The organism is Aureimonas sp. AU22 (assembly GCF_001463745.1).
GTDB lineage: Bacteria > Pseudomonadota > Alphaproteobacteria > Rhizobiales > Rhizobiaceae > Aureimonas.
In genome coordinates this window covers 52,356-71,510 of the sequence record NZ_BBWJ01000028.1, presented here as the reverse complement: position 1 = coordinate 71,510, position 19,155 = coordinate 52,356, and the positions used below count along the sequence as shown (strand labels likewise).

Annotated in this window: 14 protein-coding genes; 9 read left to right on the top strand and 5 right to left on the bottom strand. The window is 70.1% G+C overall.

Features of this window, described 5'->3' with window-relative positions; genetic code table 11:
* Together gnd and tkt are read right to left on the bottom strand one after the other, a co-directional pair.
* The gene (gene gnd, locus AUL34_RS10055; RefSeq protein WP_061933573.1) at positions 1-978 is read right to left on the bottom strand and encodes a phosphogluconate dehydrogenase (NAD(+)-dependent, decarboxylating); all 978 of its coding nucleotides are present in this window, start codon (positions 976-978) and stop codon (positions 1-3) included.
* A 79-nt stretch (positions 979-1,057) separates the two neighbouring features.
* The gene (gene tkt / locus AUL34_RS10050) at positions 1,058-3,157 is read right to left on the bottom strand and encodes a transketolase (protein WP_082653285.1); all 2,100 of its coding nucleotides are present in this window, start codon (positions 3,155-3,157) and stop codon (positions 1,058-1,060) included.
* Between the two features lie 310 nt (positions 3,158-3,467).
* On the opposite strand from tkt, the gene exbB reads away from it, so the two are divergent.
* Genes exbB through AUL34_RS10035 form a run of 3 tightly spaced genes read left to right on the top strand, consistent with a single transcriptional unit; the run spans position 3,468 to position 5,991 of the window.
* Entirely contained in the window at positions 3,468-4,571 is a 1,104-nt protein-coding gene (gene exbB / locus AUL34_RS10045) for a tonB-system energizer ExbB (protein ID WP_082653284.1), read from the top strand.
* A 5-nt stretch (positions 4,572-4,576) separates the two neighbouring features.
* The gene (gene exbD, locus AUL34_RS10040; RefSeq protein ID WP_061933571.1) at positions 4,577-5,044 is read left to right on the top strand and encodes a TonB system transport protein ExbD; all 468 of its coding nucleotides are present in this window, start codon (positions 4,577-4,579) and stop codon (positions 5,042-5,044) included.
* Positions 5,041-5,991, top strand: a complete 951-nt coding sequence (locus tag AUL34_RS10035; protein ID WP_061933570.1) for an energy transducer TonB — start codon at positions 5,041-5,043, stop codon at positions 5,989-5,991. The genes exbD and AUL34_RS10035 overlap by 4 nt, the downstream gene beginning before the upstream one ends.
* Before the next feature lie 4 nt (positions 5,992-5,995).
* Here AUL34_RS10035 and AUL34_RS10030 read toward each other — a convergent pair whose 3' ends face one another.
* Positions 5,996-7,327 carry an NAD(P)H-dependent oxidoreductase gene (locus AUL34_RS10030; RefSeq protein ID WP_061933601.1) on the bottom strand — a complete coding sequence of 444 codons (1,332 nt, stop codon included), beginning with the start codon at positions 7,325-7,327 and terminating at the stop codon, positions 5,996-5,998.
* A 174-nt stretch (positions 7,328-7,501) separates the two neighbouring features.
* On the opposite strand from AUL34_RS10030, the gene AUL34_RS10025 reads away from it, so the two are divergent.
* The 5 genes from AUL34_RS10025 to AUL34_RS10005 all read left to right on the top strand — a co-directional run bounded on the left by AUL34_RS10025 (position 7,502) and on the right by AUL34_RS10005 (position 14,191).
* A complete protein-coding gene (locus AUL34_RS10025; protein ID WP_061933600.1) occupies positions 7,502-8,176 on the top strand; it encodes a response regulator transcription factor in 675 nt (224 codons plus the stop codon).
* A gap of 217 nt (positions 8,177-8,393) precedes the next feature.
* The gene (locus AUL34_RS10020) at positions 8,394-10,814 is read left to right on the top strand and encodes an extracellular solute-binding protein (RefSeq protein WP_244492512.1); all 2,421 of its coding nucleotides are present in this window, start codon (positions 8,394-8,396) and stop codon (positions 10,812-10,814) included.
* 231 nt (positions 10,815-11,045) lie between these two features.
* A complete protein-coding gene (locus tag AUL34_RS10015; RefSeq protein ID WP_061933569.1) occupies positions 11,046-11,996 on the top strand; it encodes a tripartite tricarboxylate transporter substrate binding protein in 951 nt (316 codons plus the stop codon).
* A complete protein-coding gene (locus AUL34_RS10010) occupies positions 11,996-12,484 on the top strand; it encodes a tripartite tricarboxylate transporter TctB family protein (RefSeq protein ID WP_061933568.1) in 489 nt (162 codons plus the stop codon). The genes AUL34_RS10015 and AUL34_RS10010 overlap by 1 nt, the downstream gene beginning before the upstream one ends.
* A 96-nt stretch (positions 12,485-12,580) precedes the next feature.
* The gene (locus AUL34_RS10005; protein WP_061933567.1) at positions 12,581-14,191 is read left to right on the top strand and encodes a tripartite tricarboxylate transporter permease; all 1,611 of its coding nucleotides are present in this window, start codon (positions 12,581-12,583) and stop codon (positions 14,189-14,191) included.
* An 87-nt stretch (positions 14,192-14,278) separates the two neighbouring features.
* On the opposite strand, the gene AUL34_RS10000 is transcribed toward AUL34_RS10005, so the two are convergent.
* Complete coding sequence (locus tag AUL34_RS10000) at positions 14,279-14,458, bottom strand: hypothetical protein (protein ID WP_061933566.1); 180 nt, start codon at positions 14,456-14,458, stop codon at positions 14,279-14,281.
* A 229-nt stretch (positions 14,459-14,687) separates the two neighbouring features.
* Here AUL34_RS10000 and AUL34_RS09995 point away from each other — a divergent pair, with 229 nt between their 5' ends.
* Positions 14,688-16,688: an AI-2E family transporter gene (locus AUL34_RS09995; protein ID WP_244492511.1), complete on the top strand. Its 2,001-nt coding sequence runs from the start codon at positions 14,688-14,690 to the stop codon at positions 16,686-16,688.
* A 202-nt stretch (positions 16,689-16,890) separates the two neighbouring features.
* Here the strand turns inward: AUL34_RS09995 and glgX are convergent, their stop codons facing one another.
* A complete protein-coding gene (glgX, locus tag AUL34_RS09990; RefSeq protein ID WP_244492510.1) occupies positions 16,891-19,113 on the bottom strand; it encodes a glycogen debranching protein GlgX in 2,223 nt (740 codons plus the stop codon).
* Between the last annotated feature and the right edge of the window lie 42 nt (positions 19,114-19,155).

Sequence of the window (19,155 nt, the reverse complement as noted above, 5' to 3'; positions counted from 1 at the left end):
CTATTGCGGGATCTCGACGTGGCCGCCGAAGCCGTAGCGCATGGCCGACAGCATCTTGTCGCCGAACGTCGCCATCTGGCGCGAGCGGTAGCGGGCGTAGAGGGCGGCCGAAAGCACGTTGACCGGCACCGCCTCCTCCATCGCCGCTTCCAGCGTCCAGCGTCCCTCGCCGGAATCGGCGACATTGCCGGAGAAATGCTCGAGGTTCCGGTCGCCTGCCAGCGCGATGGCCGTGAGGTCGAGGAGCCAGGAGGAGATCACCGAGCCGCGGCGCCAGACCTCGGCAATGTCGGGGAGGTTGAGGTCGAACCGCTCATCGGCAGGAAGATGCTCGGAATTCTTGGTCTTCAGGATGTCGAAGCCCTCGGCATAGGCCTGCATCAGACCGTATTCGATGCCGTTGTGGACCATCTTGACGAAATGGCCGGCGCCGGCCGGTCCGGCATGGATATAGCCCCGCTCGGCGCGGTCGTCCGGGGCATTGCGGCCTCGCGTGCGCTCGATGTCGCCATAGCCCGGCGCCAGGGCGTCGAAGATCGGATCGAGCTCGCGCACCGTATCCTCCGGCCCGCCGATCATCATGCAGTAGCCGCGCTCCAGCCCCCAGACGCCGCCGGAAGTGCCGACGTCGACGTAGCGGATGCCCTTCGGCTCCAGTTCCTTGGAGCGCCGGATGTCGTCCTTGTAGAAGGAGTTGCCGCCGTCGATCACGACGTCGCCGGGCGAGGCCAGGTCGGCAAGCTCGCGGATCGTGGCCTCCGTCGGTTCTCCGGCGGGCAGCATGACCCAGAAGACGCGCCGTCCGGTGAAGAGGCCGGCGAGCTCGCCGAGCGACGAGGCCCCCTTGGCGCCCTCGCCAGCCAGGCCCGAGACTGCCTCCGCGTTGCGGTCGAAGACGAGGCATTCGTGGCCGTGCGCCATGAGGCGGCGGGCGATATTGCCGCCCATGCGGCCGAGGCCGATGATCGCGATCTGCATGATGATCCTGCGGTTTTTTCTGGAAGATCGGTGGGAAGTGGCGGACGGCGTTGGGGGGAGCACGCCGCCCGAAGGCCCGTCAGCGGCCGGCGGCCGCCTGCTCCTTGGCAAGCTTCACGACGTTGTCGACCGTGAAGCCGAACTTCTCCTGGAGCTTGGCGATGGGAGCCGAGGCGCCGAAGGTCTTCATGACGATCTTGGCGCCCTTCGAGCCGGCATACTGGTCCCAGCCGAGCGAGCCGCCCTGCTCCACCGCGACGCGCGCCATGACGTCCGGGGGCAGAACCTCATCGCGGTAGCTCTCGTCCTGGCGTTCGAAGAGGTGCCAGGACGGCATGGACACGACCCGCGCCTTGATGCCCTCGCCGGCCAGCCTGTCGCGCGCCTCGACGCAGAGCGACACTTCCGAGCCGGTGGCGAGAAGGATCACGTCCGGCTTGCCGCCTTCGGCCTCGGCCAGGATGTAGGCGCCCTTCCGAAGCCCGGAGGCGGGTGCGAACTTCGAGCGGTCGAGCGTCGTCAGCGGCTGGCGCGAGAGCACCAGCGCGGTCGGCTCGTGCGTCTGTTCCATCGCGACGCGCCAGGCTTCCGCCGTCTCGTTGGCGTCGCAGGGGCGGATCGTGTTGAGGCCGGGAATGGCGCGCAGGCTCGCCAGGTGCTCTACCGGCTGGTGGGTCGGCCCGTCCTCGCCGACGCCGATGGAATCGTGCGTGTAGATCCAGACCACCGGGATTTCCATGATCGCCGACAGGCGCACCGGCGCCCGCATGTAGTCTGAGAAGACGAGGAAGGTCGCAGCATAGGGCCGGACGTAGGAGAGCGCCATGCCGTTGGCGATCGCCCCCATCCCATGCTCGCGGATGCCGAAATGAAGGTTCCGGCCGCCGTAGTCGTCGGCCTCGAAGGAGCCCGCGCCTTCGAAGCCGAGCTTCGACTTGTTCGACGGCGCAAGGTCGGCCGAGCCGCCGATGAGGTAATGCACGCGCTCGGCGATGGCGTTCAGCACCTTGCCCGACGCGTCGCGCGAGGCGACGCCCTTGGCATCCGGCTCGAAGGTCGGAATGCCGGCGTCCCAGCCGTCCGGCAGCTTGCCCTCGCGCATGGCGTCGATCTCGGCGGCGAGGTCCGGGTGCGCCTGCCGATAGCGGGCGAAATCGGCTTCCCAGGTCTCGCGCGCGGCCTTGCCGCGCGTCTCGACGCGCGAGCGAAAGTCCTGCGCGACGCCGTCCGGTACGTAGAAGCTCTTGTCCTCGGGCCAGCCGTAGGAGCGCTTGGCGCCTTTCACGTCCTCGGCGTCGAAGGCCTCGCCGTGGGCGGCGGCCGTGCCCTGCTGCTTCTTGAGCCCGTAGCCGATCACGCTGTCCACGACCACCAGCGTCGGCCGGTCGTCGGTCCGGCGGAACTCCGCCACCGCCTCGCGGATCGCGCCGAGGTCGTTGGCGTCCGAGACATGCAGCGTCTTCCAGCCGTAGCCCCGGAACCGCTTCGCGACGTCCTCGGAAAAGGCGAGGCTGGTGAAGCCTTCGATCGACACCTTGTTGTTGTCGTAGATCCAGAGAAGGTTCGACAGCTTGAGGTGGCCGGCGAGCGAGGCGGCCTCGGAGGACACGCCCTCCATCATGTCGCCGTCACCGCACAAGACGATCACGTCATGGTCGAAGACGGTGGCCTCCGGCTTGTTGTAGCGCGCCGCCAGCCAGCGCTCGGCGATCGCCATGCCGACCGAGTTGCCGCAGCCCTGGCCGAGCGGGCCCGTGGTCGTCTCGACGCCCGTCGTCATCCGGTATTCCGGGTGGCCCGGCGTCTTCGACGAAAGCTGGCGGAACTGTTCGATGTCCTCCAGCGAGACGGCAGGCTTGCCGGTCTTCTTGCCGTGGGCGTCGATCTCCTCGACGCCGGTGAGATGCAGCACCGAATAGAGCAGCATCGACCCGTGGCCGACGGAGAGCACGAACCGGTCGCGGTTCGGCCAGTCCGGCCGGCCGGGATCGTAGCGCATGAACTCGGTCCACAGCGTGTAGGCGACGGGGGCAAGGCCCAGCGGCGCGCCGACATGGCCCGAATGGGCCTTGAGGACGGCATCCATCGACAGGGTGCGGATCGTGTCGATGGCCTTCTGCTCGGGCGAGCCGGCTCCAGTCGATCCGTGATCGGGTGCGGCGGCGGGGTTCGCGCTCATGGGCGGTCCTTCCTTCGAGGCCGGGCACATCGCGGCGGTTCGATCCTGCGGCGCGGCGTCCCTTGATATTTGCGCCTTATGGTGGGGCGCATCGCGACCTTGTCGATGGGGGCGACCCTCGGAGGGGGCCGTCGAACTGGCAAAGCCCTGCGGTGGGGAGAGTTGGAACGGGGGCTTGTGCGATGGGGACCCGGTGCGTATGGAAAACATGACTTCATGGTTCATGTATTGCAGCCAAGCAGTCGGCGCCCCCCCGCCGGCGGCACTGCGGCACGGGCGACGCCTCGCCCGATCGACGAAAAGGTCGACGATGGCACACGACACGGTCTCTTTCGCAGGGCGCCCCCGGGCCGGGCGCGCGCTCCTCGGCGCAGTTCTCGCCCTGCCCCTCCTGATAGGCGGCGCCCTCGCGCAGGACGCGGCAAGCCCGGCACCCGCCGCACCCGCGACGGCTTCGGCTCCGTCCCCGGCCGCCTCGTCCCCGGCTGCCGCTCCGGGATCGGTGATGCCCCAGACGCCGGGCACGGTCTTCCCCTCCGGCATGCCGAGTTCGATCCCACCGCTCGGCAGCCCCCCTGCGACAGCCGACGAACCGGCCCAAAGCGCGGACAGCGTCCCCGCCACGGCGCCGGCGGCCACGCCGGTCGTGCCGTCCGGCACCCCGGAGACCGAAGCCCCGACGGTAACTGGTGCCGCCAGCCTGCCGCACGACCTGTCCCCCTGGGGCATGTTCATGGCGGCGGACTACGTGGTGAAGGCGGTGATGATCGGCCTCGCCTTCGCCTCCGTCGTCACCTGGACGATCTGGCTCGCCAAGGTACTGGAGCTGACCGCGGCCAAGACGCGCGCCGGCGCCGGTGTTCGGCGTCTCGGCCGGGCCGAGGGGCTGCCGTCCACCGACGCGGTCGATGCCGAGGGCTGGAAGCGCGGGCCCGTCGCCGCGATGGTGCGGGCCGCGGCCGACGAGCGGTCGCGCTCCGCCGGCCTTCCCGCCGACGGCGTCAAGGAGCGCGTCGCCGCCGCCCTGCAGCGCATCGAGGCGCGGGCCGGCCGGCGCATGGCGCGCGGCACCGGGCTTCTGGCGACGATCGGCTCCACCGCGCCCTTCGTCGGACTGTTCGGCACGGTCTGGGGCATCATGAACTCGTTCATCGGCATCAGCCAGGCCAACACGACCAACCTCGCGGTGGTCGCGCCCGGCATCGCCGAGGCGCTGCTCGCCACCGCCATCGGCCTCGTCGCCGCCATTCCCGCCGTGATCATCTACAACGTCTTCGCCCGCGCGATCTCGGGCTACCGGGCGGTGCTTTCCGACGCTTCGGCCGCCGTGCTCCAGCACCTGTCGCGCGACCTCGATCGCGCCAGGATGGCCGCGCCGCGCGCTGTCTATCCCCACTCGGCGGCGGCGGAGTAGGCGCGATGGGTGTCAGCCTGAAAAACTCCGACGACGACGATTCCGGCGAAGTCTCCGAGATCAACGTCACGCCGTTCATCGACGTCGTGCTCGTGCTCCTCATCATCTTCATGGTGGCCGCGCCGCTCTCGACCGTGGACGTGCCGGTGGACCTGCCGGTGTCGAACGCGCAACCGCAGCAGCGGCAGGACGAGCCGCTCTACCTCACCGTGCAGGACGACCTGAACCTCGTGATGGGCGAGGAGGCGGTCGCGCGCGAGACCTTGCGCACCGCGCTCGACGCGCGAACGGGCGGCAACCGCGACGAGCGCATCTTCCTGCGCGCCGACGCCGCGGTCGACTACGGCGACCTGATGGGGGTGATGAACGCCCTTCGCGACGCCGGCTATCTCAAGATCGCACTGGTGGGCCTGGAGAACGCCGGCGACGCCTCGCCGCAGGCAGCCGGAGCCGGAGCCGCCCCGCAACCATGACGCTCGCCCGCCCGCACGACATCGAGCGCGGCTCCGGATGGGCCAGCGCGGCGCGCTGGGGCACGGCGATGCTCGCCATCGCCACGGCCCATGCGGCGGCGGCCTGGTTCTTCGTCCACATGCCCCCGGTGGCGACGCCGCCCGCCGGCGCGCCGGAAGCGCCGATCCTGATCGAGCTTGCGCCGCCCGAGGCCGCCGCTCCCGCCGCGCCGGCGATGGAAGCGCCGGAGCCGGAGGTCCAGCCGGAGGAAACGCCGCCCGAGCCTGCGCCGCCGGAGCCGCCGCCACCCGAGCCGCAGCCGGAGCCCGAACCGCCCCCGCCCGAACCCGTGCCGCCCCCGCCGGAGCCAGAGCCCCCGCCCCCGGTCGAGGAGCCCCCGCCGCCCGTCGAGGAGCCGGAACCCCTGCCCGAGCCGCCGCCGGAGCCCCAGCCCGAGCCGCCGCCCGTGATCGAGCAGCAGGCCGAAGCCGTCATCAACGCGCCGGTCCCGCGCGCCCGGCCCCGTCCGCCGGAACCGCGTCGCGAGGTCGCCGAGAAGCGTCCCGAACGTCGGCGCGAGGTGGAACGGCCGCGCCAGCGCGAGCGTCCGCGGCCGGAACGCCGCCAGCCGGCCGCGCCGGCGTCCAGCGCCTCGCGCGCCGCGCCCGATGCCTCGCAGGGGCAGCGTTCGCGTCCAAGCGTTTCGCCGGCCCGGTGGCAGTCCCAGGTCCAGGCCCGGCTCAACCGCTTCAAACGCACGCCGCGCGGAGGCGGAGCGGGCACCGTGCGCGTGTCGTTCACCATCACCGCCAGTGGGGCGGCGAGCGGCATCCGCCTTGCGGGCTCGTCGGGCAATCCGGTGCTCGACGAGGCGGCGCTCTCGCTCGTGCGCCGCGCCAGCCCTTTTCCCGCCCCGCCGGAGGGCGGCAGCGTCTCGATGACGGTGCCGATCGCCTACACGCGATAGGTGCTCAGGCGACCTTGCCGACGAACCTCTCGTCCGCCGCATCGAGCTCTCGGCGGACGCGGGTGATGTCCAGCGTCTCGTCGGGCGCCGCGTTGGCGTAGGTGATCGTTTCGCCGGCCCGGATCGGCGCGGTCACCCGCGCGCCCTCCGCCAGCCCGAGCGGCAGGCCGCCGGCCGCGCGCGCCTCCCCCCAGGTCATCGCGAAGCCGCGATACCCCGTCTCGCCGATGCGCCCGAGCACCTCGCCGGGCCGGAGGTCGCGCTTGGCGACCGCCACGCATTCCGCCACCGGCCGGTCGAGCGGCTCCATGTGCGGCCGGCGATGGACGCTCGCATGGATCGCCGAGAGCGGCACCTCGATGGAGGTGAGGTGGAAGGGACGGAACAGCGCGAAGCAGGGCCCGGGACCTACTTTCAGGTCGGCGATGCGCTCGGTGACGCGCGGATGCCGGCCCTTGACCACGCAGAAGACGCCCGGCGCGACGCCTCGGCCGATCGTGTAGTCGACGCAGCCCGTGCGCGACAGGATGCCGCCGTCCTCTCGGGTGCACAGCACCTGCGCCAGATCCTCGGCCGTGGCGTTCGGTCCGTGCATGCCGGGCACGTCGGGCACGAGCCCCGTGGCGTTGGCGATCGCGACCATCTCCACCATGGTCTTGGAGCCGTCCACGAACTCCACCAGCATGCGCGCGTTCATGTTGCGCCGCGCGGCTTCCTCCTCGTAGTCGGCGGGCACGGCGTCGAAGTCGAGCGGGTTGTTCTTGCCCTTGCCGGCCGCGACGATCTCGAGACCGAGCGACTGGGCGAGGCCGATCAGCTCGATCGTCGCGTGCGGCTCATCGCCCGCCGCGCCGGTGTAGACGACGCCGGCGGCTTTCGCGGCGGCGTTGAGGTGGCGCCCGACGGCGATGTCGGCCTCGACGTTCAGCATCACCACGTGCTTGCAGTGGGCAAAGGCCTTCAAGGCCAGCGTCGTGCCGAAGCTCGGGCTGCCGGTCGCGTCCACCACGACGTCGATGCGCCCGGCCTCGCACAGAAGCGCGGCATCCGGCACGATCGCCGCGCGTCCCGCCTCGACGGCGGCATCGACCGCCGAGGCCTGCCCGGCGCGCACGCTCTCTTCCGGTGCGTAGCCGGCATAGCGCAACGCGGCTTCCGTCTCGGCCGGCCGGGAGGTCGACACGGCGCCAAGCCGGACCCCCGGCATCAGTTTCAGCTGCACCAGAAGATCGATGCCCATCTGCCCGGCGCCCGCGACCCCGACCGTCACCGGCCCGTGCCGCTCCGCATGAGCCAGGAGATCGGCCGCCAGGCCGACGCGCGCGATGGAATGCATGGGAGGCCAACCTTTCGGATGAGCGCCGCCGGGTTCGACGTCGTCGTCGACCGATAGCGGCAGGGCACCCGCGGAATCAACCATCCCGCCCCTCACGCCTTCGCCATGGTTCCCAAGCCGCACGCCGGTCCCTATGGTCGGCGCTTTCCGATCGTTCCGCGAGACCGGCCGTTCATGCGCATGCTCCTGGTGGAGGACAACGAGGGACTGGGCGATGCGGTGAACCGCCACCTGCGGGGCGCGGGCCATGCCGTGGAATGGGTGCGCAGCGCCGAAGACGCGGTGGAGGCCTTCGGGCTCGACACGTTCGACGCCGTGATCCTCGACCTGACGCTGCCCGGCCGCGACGGGCTCTGGGTGATCTCGCAGGTCCGCCGTGCCCGTTCGGCCGTCCCGATCCTGGTGATGACGGCGCGCTCCGAGATCGACGACAAGGTGAGCCTCCTCGACCAGGGCGCCGACGACTACCTCGTGAAACCCTTCGACCTTCGCGAGCTGGACGCCCGCCTGCGGGCGCTTCTGCGCCGCCCGGCCGGCCAGACCTCCAGCGTCTCGGCCTTCGGCGACGTCACGGTGGACCTTGCGGGTCACGCGGTGAGCCGGAGCGGCGAGCGTCTCGACATCGGGCGCCGCGAGTTCCGCCTGCTCGAGATCCTCCTGTCGCGGCCGGGCGTCGTGGTGGGCAAGGAACAGCTCATGGCGCAGCTCTTCTCCTTCGACGAGGCGGTCTCGATCAACGCGCTGGAGCTCTACGTCTCGCGCCTTCGCCGCAAGCTCGAGGGCTCGGCGCTGGAGATCGGCACCGTGAGGGGTTCGGGATACGTCGCGCGGGTGCGCGAAGGTGGATAGCGCTCGCAACGACGCCTCCGCAGAGAGTCCGGGCGGGACATCGTCGCCCCACGGCGAGGCGCGTGACGCGGCCGATGGCGCCGGCGGGCAGCGGCAACGCTCCGGGGGACCGGACGAGACTTGCGGCTCGCTCCCTGGTGAGGGGCGAAACGTCGCGGCCGACCGATCCGGCAAGGCCCCGGTCCGGGCTCCACGGTCCGTTTCCATCCGGCGCCGGGTGCTCGTCGCCGCGACGCTTCTTCTCTTTCTGGCCGCCCTCGTCCTCGTCGCCTTCGTCCGCGACTATGCCGAACGCGCCTCCGAGCGGGCCTTCGACCGGCTGCTCGGGGCCTCGGCGCTCACCATCGCGGGCGCCGTTCAGCTCGAGGAGGGTGAGGTGACGGTGGAACTGCCGCTCGCCTCCTTCGCCATGTTCTCCGGTCGGGACCGCATCTTCTATGCCGTGGAAGCGCCTGATGGCACCAACGTCACCGGCTATCCCGACCTGTCGCAGGGCCTGGCGCCGGAAGACGACAGCGAGCCGACCTTCGCGGATGCCGTCTATCGCGGCGAGCGGGTGCGCGTGGCGAGCGCCGGGCGCCTCGTCTCGACGGCGTCGGGCACCGGCTGGGCGACGGTGCGTGTCGCCGAGACGCTCGGCGAGCGGCAGGCGCTCGCCCGCGAGATCTTCGGCAACGCGCTGCTTCCCGTCGTGGCGCTCCTGCTCCTCGCCCTCGCCATCCTCTGGTTCGGCATCGGCCGCGCCTTCCGGCCGCTCCTAACGCTGGAGCGCCACCTGCGGGCCCGCGCGCCGGAGAACCTTGCCCCCCTGGACCTGCCGGTGCCGCTGGAAGCGGCCCAGCTCGTCGGCGCGCTTAACGACTTCATGGCCCGGCTGGCTCTCGCGCGCGAACGGCTGGAGGCCCTGGTGGCGGAAGCCGCGCACGAGGTGCGCACGCCGCTCGCGTCGCTGCGCCTCCAGGCCGAGGTGGCGCGCAGCGAGCGCGACCCCGAGGCCCTGCGCGCCCAGGTCGCGCGCATCCACGACGAGGCGGTGCAGGCGAGCCAGCTCGTCTCGCAGCTCCTCATGGACGCCACCATCTCGCATCGCCTCGACACCGCCCCGGTCGGCGCGACGCCCATCGGCGCCGTGGTGGCCGAGGTGGTGCGCCGGCTGGATCCGGACCTGGCCGATCGCGTCACCGTGCGGATCGAGACGGGTCTCACCGAAGCCACGCTCGGCGCCGACCGCGTGGTGCTTCGCGAGATGCTGCGCAACCTCGTGGACAATGCGCTCACCTACAGCGACGGGCCGGTGGAGATCGCCGTCTCCGCGCTCGCCCACGGCACGGTCGGCATCGATGTCGCCGACCGGGGACCGGGGATCGCCGTGGACGAGCGCGAGGCGGTGTTCGCGCGCTTTCGCCGCGGCGCGGCCTCCGGCGGCACCAACGGATCGGGCCTCGGCCTTGCCATCGTCCGGCGCGCGGTCGAGGCGCAGCGCGGGCGCATCAGCCTGGAGGACAGGCCGGGCGGTGGGCTCCTCGTGCGCCTCGCCCTGCCGCGGGCGGACACCGGCGGCGGCAACGGCCCGCCCCGCGCGCTCGCGGCTCTCTTGCTTCTGGCCGTCCTGCTGCTGCCGATCGGGGGGGCCGGCGCCGCCGAGACGATCTATCCCGCGCCCGACGGATCGCAGGGCGCGCGCCTCACCATCCTCGGCGCCACGGACACCGCCCTCTTCGCCCATCTGGTGCGCGGCTTCCAGATGCAGCGGCCGGACGTCACCGTCGCCTACGACGAGGGCGAGACGCTGGGCATCTACGAGGCGTTCGCCAAGGGGATGACCCCGCAGCCCGACATCATGATGAGCTCGGCCTCGGACCTGCAGGTCAAGCTCGTGAACGACGGCTTCGCACGAGGCCTGACCCTGTCCGGCGCCGCGTCCCTGCCGGGTTGGGCGCAATGGCGCTCGGAGCTCTTCGGCTTCACCTTCGAGCCGGCGGTGATCGTCTACAACCCCGACATCATCTCCGAGGACGAGGTGCCGCGCAGCCATCTGGAGCTTGCCGAACTCCTCGAGCGCCAAGCCGTGCGCCTCGCCGGCCGGATCGCGACCTACGACGTCGCGCGCTCCGGGGTCGGCTACATGCTGGCCGCGCAGGATCAGTCGGTCTCGTCCTATTTCTGGCGTCTCGCCAGCGCATTCGGCCGAGCCGGCGTGCGCCTGTCGGGCGCGAGCCCCGCCATCCTCGACGGCATCGAGCGCGGTGACCTCGCGCTCGGTTACAACGTTCTCGGCTCCTATGCCTTCGCGCGCCAGGCGGCGGGCGCGCGCATCGGCATCGTGGTGCCAGACGATTACGTCCTCGTGGTCACCCGCTCGATGTTCGTGCCGGTCGGGGCCAGGCGTCCCGATCTCGGCGAGGCCTTCCTCCAGTTCGCCCTGTCGGCGGACGGCCAGGCGATCCTCGCCGGCTCCGCCGCGCTCGGCGCCGTGGTGCCGGGATCGCCGGGGCGCTGGACGGCGGAGAGCATCGCGGCGCTGGGGCGCGGCGCCGTGCAGCCCGTGCCGCTCGGGCCCTCGCTCTTGGTCGGGCTCGACCGCCAGCGCCGTGCCCGGTTTCTGGACACGTGGATGGAGATCGTTGCACCGCAATGAGGCACGGCCGAGCCGTGACAGGTTTTTGACAGGAACACTTTGTTAGGATGTTTCCAGACGGCCGGGGAGGCTGGATGCGACCGCGGGCGGCCTGAGGCCGCCGATCGACCGAAGAGCCTGGAGGGGCGACGCGGTCACCCGAAGCCGACGCGATCATCGTGCGCCGCCCTCCCCGCGACCATCCATCGTTGTCCTGGGACGCCACGCGTCGCCATTCGGGAGGATCTATTCATGAAGTCCATGCTTCTGGGCGCGCTCGCCGCGCTTCTCGTGTCCACCAGCGCCTTCGCCCAGGCGCCCGCCTACGAGATCATGGCGCCCGCCTCGCCGGGCGGCGGCTGGGACCAGACCGCCCGCGCCATGCAGAACGTGCTGCAGGAATCCAAGCTCGCCAGCAACGTGCAGGTCGTCAACGTCCCCGGCGCCGGTGGCACGATCGGCCTCGCGCAGTTCGTGTCCACCAAGTCGGGCAACCCGAACGCCCTGCTCGTCGGCGGCTACGTCATGGTCGGCGCGATCCTCACCAACAAGTCGCCCGTCACCCTCGACCAGGTCACGCCGCTCGCCCGCCTCACCGGTGAGGACGAGGCCATCGTGGTGCCGGCGTCCTCGCCCTACCAGACGATCGACGATCTCGTGAAGGCGCTGAAGGAGAACCCCGGCGCCGTGGCGATCGCCGGCGGCTCGGCCGGCGGCACTGACCACATCGCGGCCGGCCTTCTGGCCCAGGCCGTCGGCGCCGATCCGAAGGCGATCAACTACATCGCCTTCTCGGGCGGCGGCGAGGCGCTCGCCGCCATTCTCGGCCAGCAGGTCGCGGCCGGCATCTCGGGCTACGGCGAGTTCGAAAGCCAGGTGCAGGCCGGCACGCTCCGCCTTCTCGCCACCACCGGCGCCGAGCGCGTCAAGGGCTCGCAGGCGCCGACGCTGAAGGAAGCGGGCATCGACATGGAACTGCAGAACTGGCGCATGGTCGCCGGCGCGCCCGGCATCTCGGCCGAGGAGACGGCCGCCGTCATCGCCAACATGGAGAAGATGGTGCAGACGCCGGAATGGAAGGCGGTCCTCGAGCGCAACAACTGGGTGGACACGTTCCTCGCCGGCGACGCCTTCAAGACCGAACTCGCCAAGAACATCGAGGACACCCGGACCGTCCTCACCGCGATCGGCCTCGTCCAGTAATGACCGCCCCGTCGGACCATGAGCCGACCGAACGCCGCCCCGACCGGGCGGCGTTTGCCATCGGCATAGGCCTGGGAATTCTCGGCCTTCTCGTGCTTCTGGACGCCAGCCAGATCGGCGGCGGCGCCTATGCGCGCATCGGGCCGGCGACCTTTCCGTTCCTGATCGGCGCCGCGCTCCTGGGGCTGGCCGGCTGGACGATGGTGGAGGCCTGGCGCGGCGATTTCCCGGAGCGGGACCACGACGAGTTCGCTCCGATCGTCTGGATCGTCGGCGGCCTCGCGGCCCAGCTTCTGCTCCTGACCACCGCCGGCTTCTCCATCGCCACCGGCCTTCTCTTCGCGGCCACCGCCCGCGCCTTCGGCAAGCGCAAGCTCTACGTGTCGATCCCCGTCGGCATCCTTCTCAGCCTCGCCATCTGGCTGATGTTCACGAAGGTCCTGAACCTTGCGCTGCCGGCCGGTCCGTTGGAACGCCTCTTCGGCTGAGCCGTCCGCCTCCGGCCTTTCGTCGGAGGCTTAAGTCCTTCTCCGGCGCCGCCGCCCACGGCCGGCCGCGCCCGCTCGAACCACGGGTCTCAAGCGATGGATACCTTCGCGCTTCTCGGTCAAGGCCTGGCGACGGCCGCCCAGCCGATGAACCTCCTCTACGCGCTGATCGGCGTGACGCTCGGCACCGCCGTCGGCGTGCTGCCGGGCATCGGCCCCGCGCTGACCGTCGCGCTTCTCCTGCCCGTCACCTACCAGCTCGATGCCGCCGGCTCGCTGATCATGTTCGCGGGCATCTACTACGGCGGCATGTACGGCGGCTCGACGACCTCGATCCTCCTCAACACGCCGGGCGAGAGCGCGTCGATCATCACCGCGCTCGAGGGCAACAAGATGGCCCGCAAGGGCCGCGGCGGACCGGCGCTCGCGACCGCCGCGATCGGCTCCTTCGTCGCCGGGCTCATCGCGACGCTCGGACTCGCCTTCCTGGCGCCGGTCATCGTCTCCTTCGCCTTGTCGTTCGGCCCGGCCGAGTATTTCGCGTTGATGCTGCTCGCCTTCGTCACCGTGTCGGCGGCGTTCGGCGACTCGGCGCTGCGCGGCCTCACCGCGCTCGTCCTCGGCCTGACGCTCGGCCTCGTCGGCATCGACCTCCAGACCGGACAGGCCCGCCTGACGCTGACGCCGATCGCCCAGTACTTCCAGGGCATGGCCGCCGACCCCGCCGCCTCTATGCACGGTCTCTGGGCCTCACTCGCCGGGCTCTTCGGCGGCATCTCGGCCAATCTTCTCGACGGCATCGAGGTGACAACGCTCGCCGTCGCGCTCTTTGCCATCGGCGAGTGTCTCGTGGTGGCGGCCGCCGCGACCCGCACGCCCGACACGGTCCAAGCGGTGACGGGCTCGCTCTGGATGACCAAGGAGGATTGGAAGCGGTCCTGGAAGCCGTGGCTGCGGGGCACCGCGGTCGGCTTCCCGATCGGCGCGATGCCGGCCGGCGGCGCCGAGATCGGCACCTTCCTTTCCTATTCGATGGAAAAGAACCTCACGAAGTACCCGGAGGAGTTCGGCAACGGCGCGATCGAGGGTGTGGCGGGCCCGGAAGCCGCCAACAACGCGTCCGCCGCCGGCACGCTGGTGCCGCTCCTCACGCTCGGCCTGCCGACCTCGGCCACCGCCGCAATCATGCTCGCCGCCTTCCAGCAGTTCGGGCTCCAGCCCGGCCCGCTTCTCTTCATCACCTCGCCGCAGATCGTCTGGGGCCTCGTCGCCAGCCTCCTGATCGCCAACCTGATGCTGGTGGTGCTCAACCTGCCGCTGATCGGCCTCTGGGTGCGCCTGCTGACGATCCCGCGCCCCTGGCTCTACGCGGGCATCCTCGTCTTCGCGACGCTCGGCTGCATCGGCGCCAACCCCTCGCCGGTCGAGCTCGGCATGCTGCTGCTTTTCGGTCTGATCGGCTACATGCTGCGCCGCTTCGGCTATCCGATCGCCCCGGTCGTGGTCGGCCTGATCCTCGGGCCGATGGCCGAGCAGCAGCTCCGCCGCGCACTCGCCATCAGCCAGGGTGATCCGTCGATCCTGGTCCATTCCTGGCTCGCCATCGCCCTCCTGACGCTCGCGGTGCTGGCGCTGGTGGTGCCGATGATCCTGCGCGCTCGCGGTCGCGGTCAGATCCTGTCGCAGATGGCGGCCGACGAGGACTGACCTCGCTCCTTGTTTCCAACGAACGAAAAAGGGCGGCTTTCGCGAGAAAGCCGCCCTTTTCATGCATGGGTCGTTAAGATGTCGGCGTCAGCCGAGGTGGACGTCGTCGAACGCGTTGGGCTCGATCCCGGCCGCCTTGAGTGCCGCGCGCGACGGGCGCTTGCCGGCCTCGGCCGCCGCCGCGCAGGCCGCGATGCCGCCGAAGGTCTCGGTCATGCTGCGGAGCCGCTGGCCGAAGGAGCGCGTGCGGTTGTTGCGGGGGCTCATCGAGATCGTCCTTTCAGGGGGTTTGTCTCTGTTCGTCTGACGGGAAGATGGGCCTTTCCCCCACGACTTTGAAGCGGTGTTTCGGCGCGGCAGCCATACGGATCCTGCATAGCTGGCCGAGATCGACCGATTTGTGCGTCGCGCGCCGCCATGGGAACCGCTCGGCCGGTCCTGCGTTTGGCCGAGTTCGCGTCGCTTTCGTCCGACGCCATGCAGGAGTTGCCGGGCGTTGGATATCGTCACTTCGCAGATGCTGCGCCGCGCGCTTCCCCTGTTCACGGCGCTGGCGATCGGCGTCCTGACGCTCACCATCGCCGCGATCCTGACGCTCGGGCGCGAGATCTTCGTGCCCTTCGCGCTCGGCATTCTCCTCGCCTTCATCCTGGCGCCGATCGTCATCAAGCTGCAGCGCATGCGCGTTCCACGCATGCTGGCGATATCGGGCGCGATCCTGGCCGCCACGGTGGTCATCGTCGCGCTGGGCTTCGTGATCGCGACGCAGATCACGTCGCTCGTCGGCGAGATCCCCTCCTATCGCATCACCGTCCAGCAGAAGCTCCAGTCGCTCTCGGCCTCGGCACAGGCGACCGGCAACGGCCCCTTCAGCCGGGCTGCCGTGGCGCTCGAAGAGATGGCGGCCGATATCCAGGCCATGGCCGGCTCGTCGCCGGCCGGCGGAGAAGGCGAGGAGGGAACGGCGACGCCCCACCCGATCCCGGTCACGGTCGAGAACGACAGTTCGATCCTCAGCACGATCAGCGCCATCGCGCTGCCGCTGCTCCAGCCGCTCGCGACCTTCGGCGTCGTCATCATCTTCGCGATCTTCATCCTCCTCCAGCGCGAGGACCTGCGGAATCGCTTCATACGCCTTGCCGGCACCGACGACCTCCAGCAGACGACCGCGGCCATCGACGATGCCGCGAGGCGCCTGTCGAAGCTTCTCCTGTTCCAGCTCGGCGTGAACGCCGCCTTCGGCGTCGTCACCGCGCTCGGCCTCTGGCTTCTCGGCGTGCCGAGCCCGGCGCTCTGGGGAATCCTCGGCGGCATCCTGCGCTTCATCCCCTATGTCGGCGGCTTCGTCGGCGCGGGGCTGCCGATGCTGCTGGCCTTCGCCGTCGATCCCGGCTGGTCCATGGTGATCTGGACCGCGGTGCTTTACCTCGGCGCGGAGGCCATCCTGTCGAACGTCGTGGAACCCGTCCTCTACGGCCATTCCACCGGCCTTTCGCCGGTCGCCATCCTCCTCGCCGCCACCATCTGGGCCTTCCTCTGGGGACCGGTCGGCCTGATCCTCGCGACGCCGCTGACGATCTGCCTCGTCGTCATGGGGCGCCACGTGCCGCGCCTATCCTTCATCGACGTGATGTTCGGCGACCGGCCGGCGCTGTCGCCCGCGCAGATCTTCTACCAGCGCATGCTGGCTGGCGGACCGCGCGAGGCGATCGATCAGGCGCACGAGTTCCTGCGCGAGCGCGAACTGGCGACCTACTACGACGAAGTCGCCCTCGAAGGCCTGCGGATCGCCCACGAGGACGTCGCGCGGTTCGCCGTCGAGGGCGAGCGTCTGGAGACGCTTCAACGCTCGACGCTGGAACTGGTCGACGGGCTGAAGAACGTGCGCACCTCCGCCCAGCGGGGACGGCGCTCCAAGAAGAACCTGACCGCGGAGGCCGCCGCGGCCGTCGATGCCGCCGGGCCCGACCAGGAGGTCACGCGCATCGTGCAGCGCCGGCAGGATCTCCTGCCGGCTTGGCGGGGCGAGCGCCCCGTCGTGTGCCTCGCCGGCGTCAACGCGCTCGACGGCGCGGTCACCGCCATGCTGGCCCAGGTCCTGACGCGTCACGGCCTGCGTGCGGAAGCGCTGGACCTCGCGACCCTTCAGAAGAACCCGCCGAGCCCGCAGGACGCCGAGGGCGTGGCCCTCGTCTGTCTGTCCTTCGTCGAGCCGCTGTCCACGGTGCACCTGCGCCAGGCAGTGCGGCGCGTCCATCGCGTGGCGCCGCGCGCGCGGATCCTGATCGGCATCTGGCGCCAGCGCGACCCGGCCATGCTGCAGGAGTTGAAGCGCCGCGTCCATGCCGACGCGCTGGTCACGACGCTGAACGGGGCGCTTGCCGCCGCGCTGGAGATGTCGGGACAGCAAGGGCACGTGCCCGAGCCGGAAGCGCCGGCCGCCCCCGACGTGGCGGACGAGACCAGGGTGGAGCCGGCGATCGCGGCGACGGCCTGAGACGATCGTCATCGAGTCATAGCCGAGCGGTCACGTTCGGGCGGCGGTTGGCGCCGTCCGGACGCCTCATGCCACACCGTTTCGGGCGCAAGACATGCACGGCGCGACCGGGATCGCGCGTTCCACGAACCCTCGCTGAACGACGAAGGCCGCCCCGGATCGGGACGGCCTTCGTCATGCGTCTAGGTCTGGTTTGCGTGCGTCAGCCCTGTTCGGGTCGCACGATGTGGACCTTCTCGGCCGCCGCACGCTGGAAGGCCTCCGACACGTGGGCGAAGGCCTGGTGGGCCTCGTCCGACAGGGAGTAGCCGTCCTCCGGCTCCAGGATGAAGGCCAGCACCGACCGGCCGGTCACCATGTAGTCCGTCTCGAATTCGAAGGGCATCAGCTCGTCGCGATCCGGCATGTTGGTGTCGATGATGCAGTGCCAGCGATGGCCGCCGGGCGCCGTCGGCAGCTTGAAGTTCACGACGTCATGATGGGCGTTGAGGATGAGCAGCATGGTGGCGTCGGAGCCGACACGCTTGATGCCTTCCGCCTGCGCGCGACCGTCGAGGAGGACGCCGAAGCAACGCGCGCCCGCGTCCTCCCATTCGGCCTGCTGCATCTCGCCGCCCGAGGGCGACATCCACGTCACGTCCTTGGCGCCGATCTCCTCATCGAAGCGGCCCTGCAGGAAGCGTCCGCGACGCAGCATCGGCAGCGCCTGACGCAGCATGATCAGCTTCTGCACGAACTCGGCGAGGTCCTCGCCCTCCTTCGAGACGTTCCAGTCGACCCAGCCGATCTCGTTGTCCTGCGCGTAGGCGTTGTTGTTGCCCCCCTGCGTGCGGGCGAACTCGTCGCCGGCGAGGATCATCGGCGTGCCGCGCGACAGGAGCAACGTCGCAAAGAAGTTGCGCAGCTGGCGGAAGCGGACGTTGTTGATCTCGGGATCGTCCGTCGGCCCCTCGACGCCGTAGTTGTTCGAGAGGTTGTGCGAGTGGCCGTCGCGATTGTCTTCGCCGTTCGCCTCGTTGTGCTTCTCGTTGTAGCAGACCGTGTCGTGCAGCGTGAAACCGTCGTGGGCGGTGATGAAGTTGACGCTCGCCCAGGGCTGGCGGCCGCGATTGTTGAAGAGGTCGGCCGAGGCCGAGATCTTGCCCGCCACCGCCGGCACCTTGCCCTCGTCGCCGCGCCAGTAGGCGCGCACCGTGTCGCGGTAGCCGTCGTTCCATTCGGCCCAGCCCGGCGGGAAGCGGCCGACCTGATAGCCGCCCGGACCGCAGTCCCAGGGCTCGGCGATGAGCTTGACCTGGCTGAGGAGCGGATCCTGCATCGTGGCGTGGAGGAAGGAGGATTCCTCGGAGAAGCCGGTCGGCTCGCGCGCCAGGATCGTGGCAAGGTCGAAGCGGAACCCGTCCACCCGCATCTCGCCGGCCCAGTAGCGCAAGCTATCCATCACCAACTGCATCACGCGGGGATGCGAGGTGTTGACCGTGTTTCCGGTGCCGGTGTCGTTGATGTAGTAGCGCTTGTTGTCCGGCAGGAGCCGGTAGTAGGTCGCGTTGTCGATGCCCTTGAAGGACAGCGTCGGACCGTTCTCGTTGCCTTCCGCCGTGTGGTTGTAGACGACGTCGAGGATGACCTCGAGGCCGTTGTGATGGAAGGTCGACACGAGTTCCTTGAACTCGTTGACGAAGGGCGTCGCCATGTAGCGCGGGTCGGGCGCGAAGAAGCCGAGCGTGTTGTAGCCCCAGAAGTTCCTGAGGCCCTTCTCGACGAGATAGCTGTCGTCCACGAAGGCGTGGATCGGCAGCAGCTCGACCGACGTGACGCCGAGGCTCTTGATGTACTGGACGACGTCATGGTGCGCGAGGCCGGAGAACTTGCCGCGGTCGCGATCCGTCAGGCTCGGATGGCGCTGCGTGAAACCCTTGACGTGGGTTTCGTAGAAGATGGTGCGCTCCCAGGCGACGTTCGGCCGGCGGTCGTTGCCCCAGGTGAAGGCGGGGTCGACGATCTGCGACTTCGGCACGAAGGCGGCGGAGTCGCGCTCGTCGAACGAGAGGTCGCCGTCGGCATGGCCGATCGTGTAGCCGAACAGGGCGTGGTCCCACTTCAATTCGCCCAGATGCTGCCTGGCATAGGGATCGAGAAGCAGCTTGTTGGGATTGAACCGATGGCCGGCATCGGGCTCGTAGGGACCGTGAACGCGGTAGCCGTAGACGAGACCGGGGCGCGCGTCCGGCAGATAGCCGTGGAACACCTCGTTCGTGTATTCGGGCAGGACGATGCGCTCGAGTTCGGTCGTGCCCGTCTCGTCGAAGAGGCAGAGCTCGACCTTCGTCGCATTGGCGGAGAACAGGGCGAAGTTGACGCCCAGCCCGTCCCAGGTCGCGCCGCGCGGGAAAGGCCGTCCCGCCTCGACCCGCGAGCGCTTCAAGCCCGGCTTCGCGAGGGTGGACGCAAAGTCGGATTCATTCGG

Coding starts and splice junctions, on each gene's coding strand:
- gnd (WP_061933573.1), bottom strand. CDS start 978: ATGCAGATCGCGATCATCGGCCTCGGCCGCATGGGCGGCAATATCGCC.
- tkt (WP_082653285.1), bottom strand. CDS start 3,157: ATGAGCGCGAACCCCGCCGCCGCACCCGATCACGGATCGACTGGAGCC.
- exbB (WP_082653284.1), top strand. CDS start 3,468: ATGGCACACGACACGGTCTCTTTCGCAGGGCGCCCCCGGGCCGGGCGC.
- exbD (WP_061933571.1), top strand. CDS start 4,577: ATGGGTGTCAGCCTGAAAAACTCCGACGACGACGATTCCGGCGAAGTC.
- AUL34_RS10035 (WP_061933570.1), top strand. CDS start 5,041: ATGACGCTCGCCCGCCCGCACGACATCGAGCGCGGCTCCGGATGGGCC.
- AUL34_RS10030 (WP_061933601.1), bottom strand. CDS start 7,327: ATGCATTCCATCGCGCGCGTCGGCCTGGCGGCCGATCTCCTGGCTCAT.
- AUL34_RS10025 (WP_061933600.1), top strand. CDS start 7,502: ATGCGCATGCTCCTGGTGGAGGACAACGAGGGACTGGGCGATGCGGTG.
- AUL34_RS10015 (WP_061933569.1), top strand. CDS start 11,046: ATGAAGTCCATGCTTCTGGGCGCGCTCGCCGCGCTTCTCGTGTCCACC.
- AUL34_RS10010 (WP_061933568.1), top strand. CDS start 11,996: ATGACCGCCCCGTCGGACCATGAGCCGACCGAACGCCGCCCCGACCGG.
- AUL34_RS10005 (WP_061933567.1), top strand. CDS start 12,581: ATGGATACCTTCGCGCTTCTCGGTCAAGGCCTGGCGACGGCCGCCCAG.
- AUL34_RS10000 (WP_061933566.1), bottom strand. CDS start 14,458: ATGAGCCCCCGCAACAACCGCACGCGCTCCTTCGGCCAGCGGCTCCGC.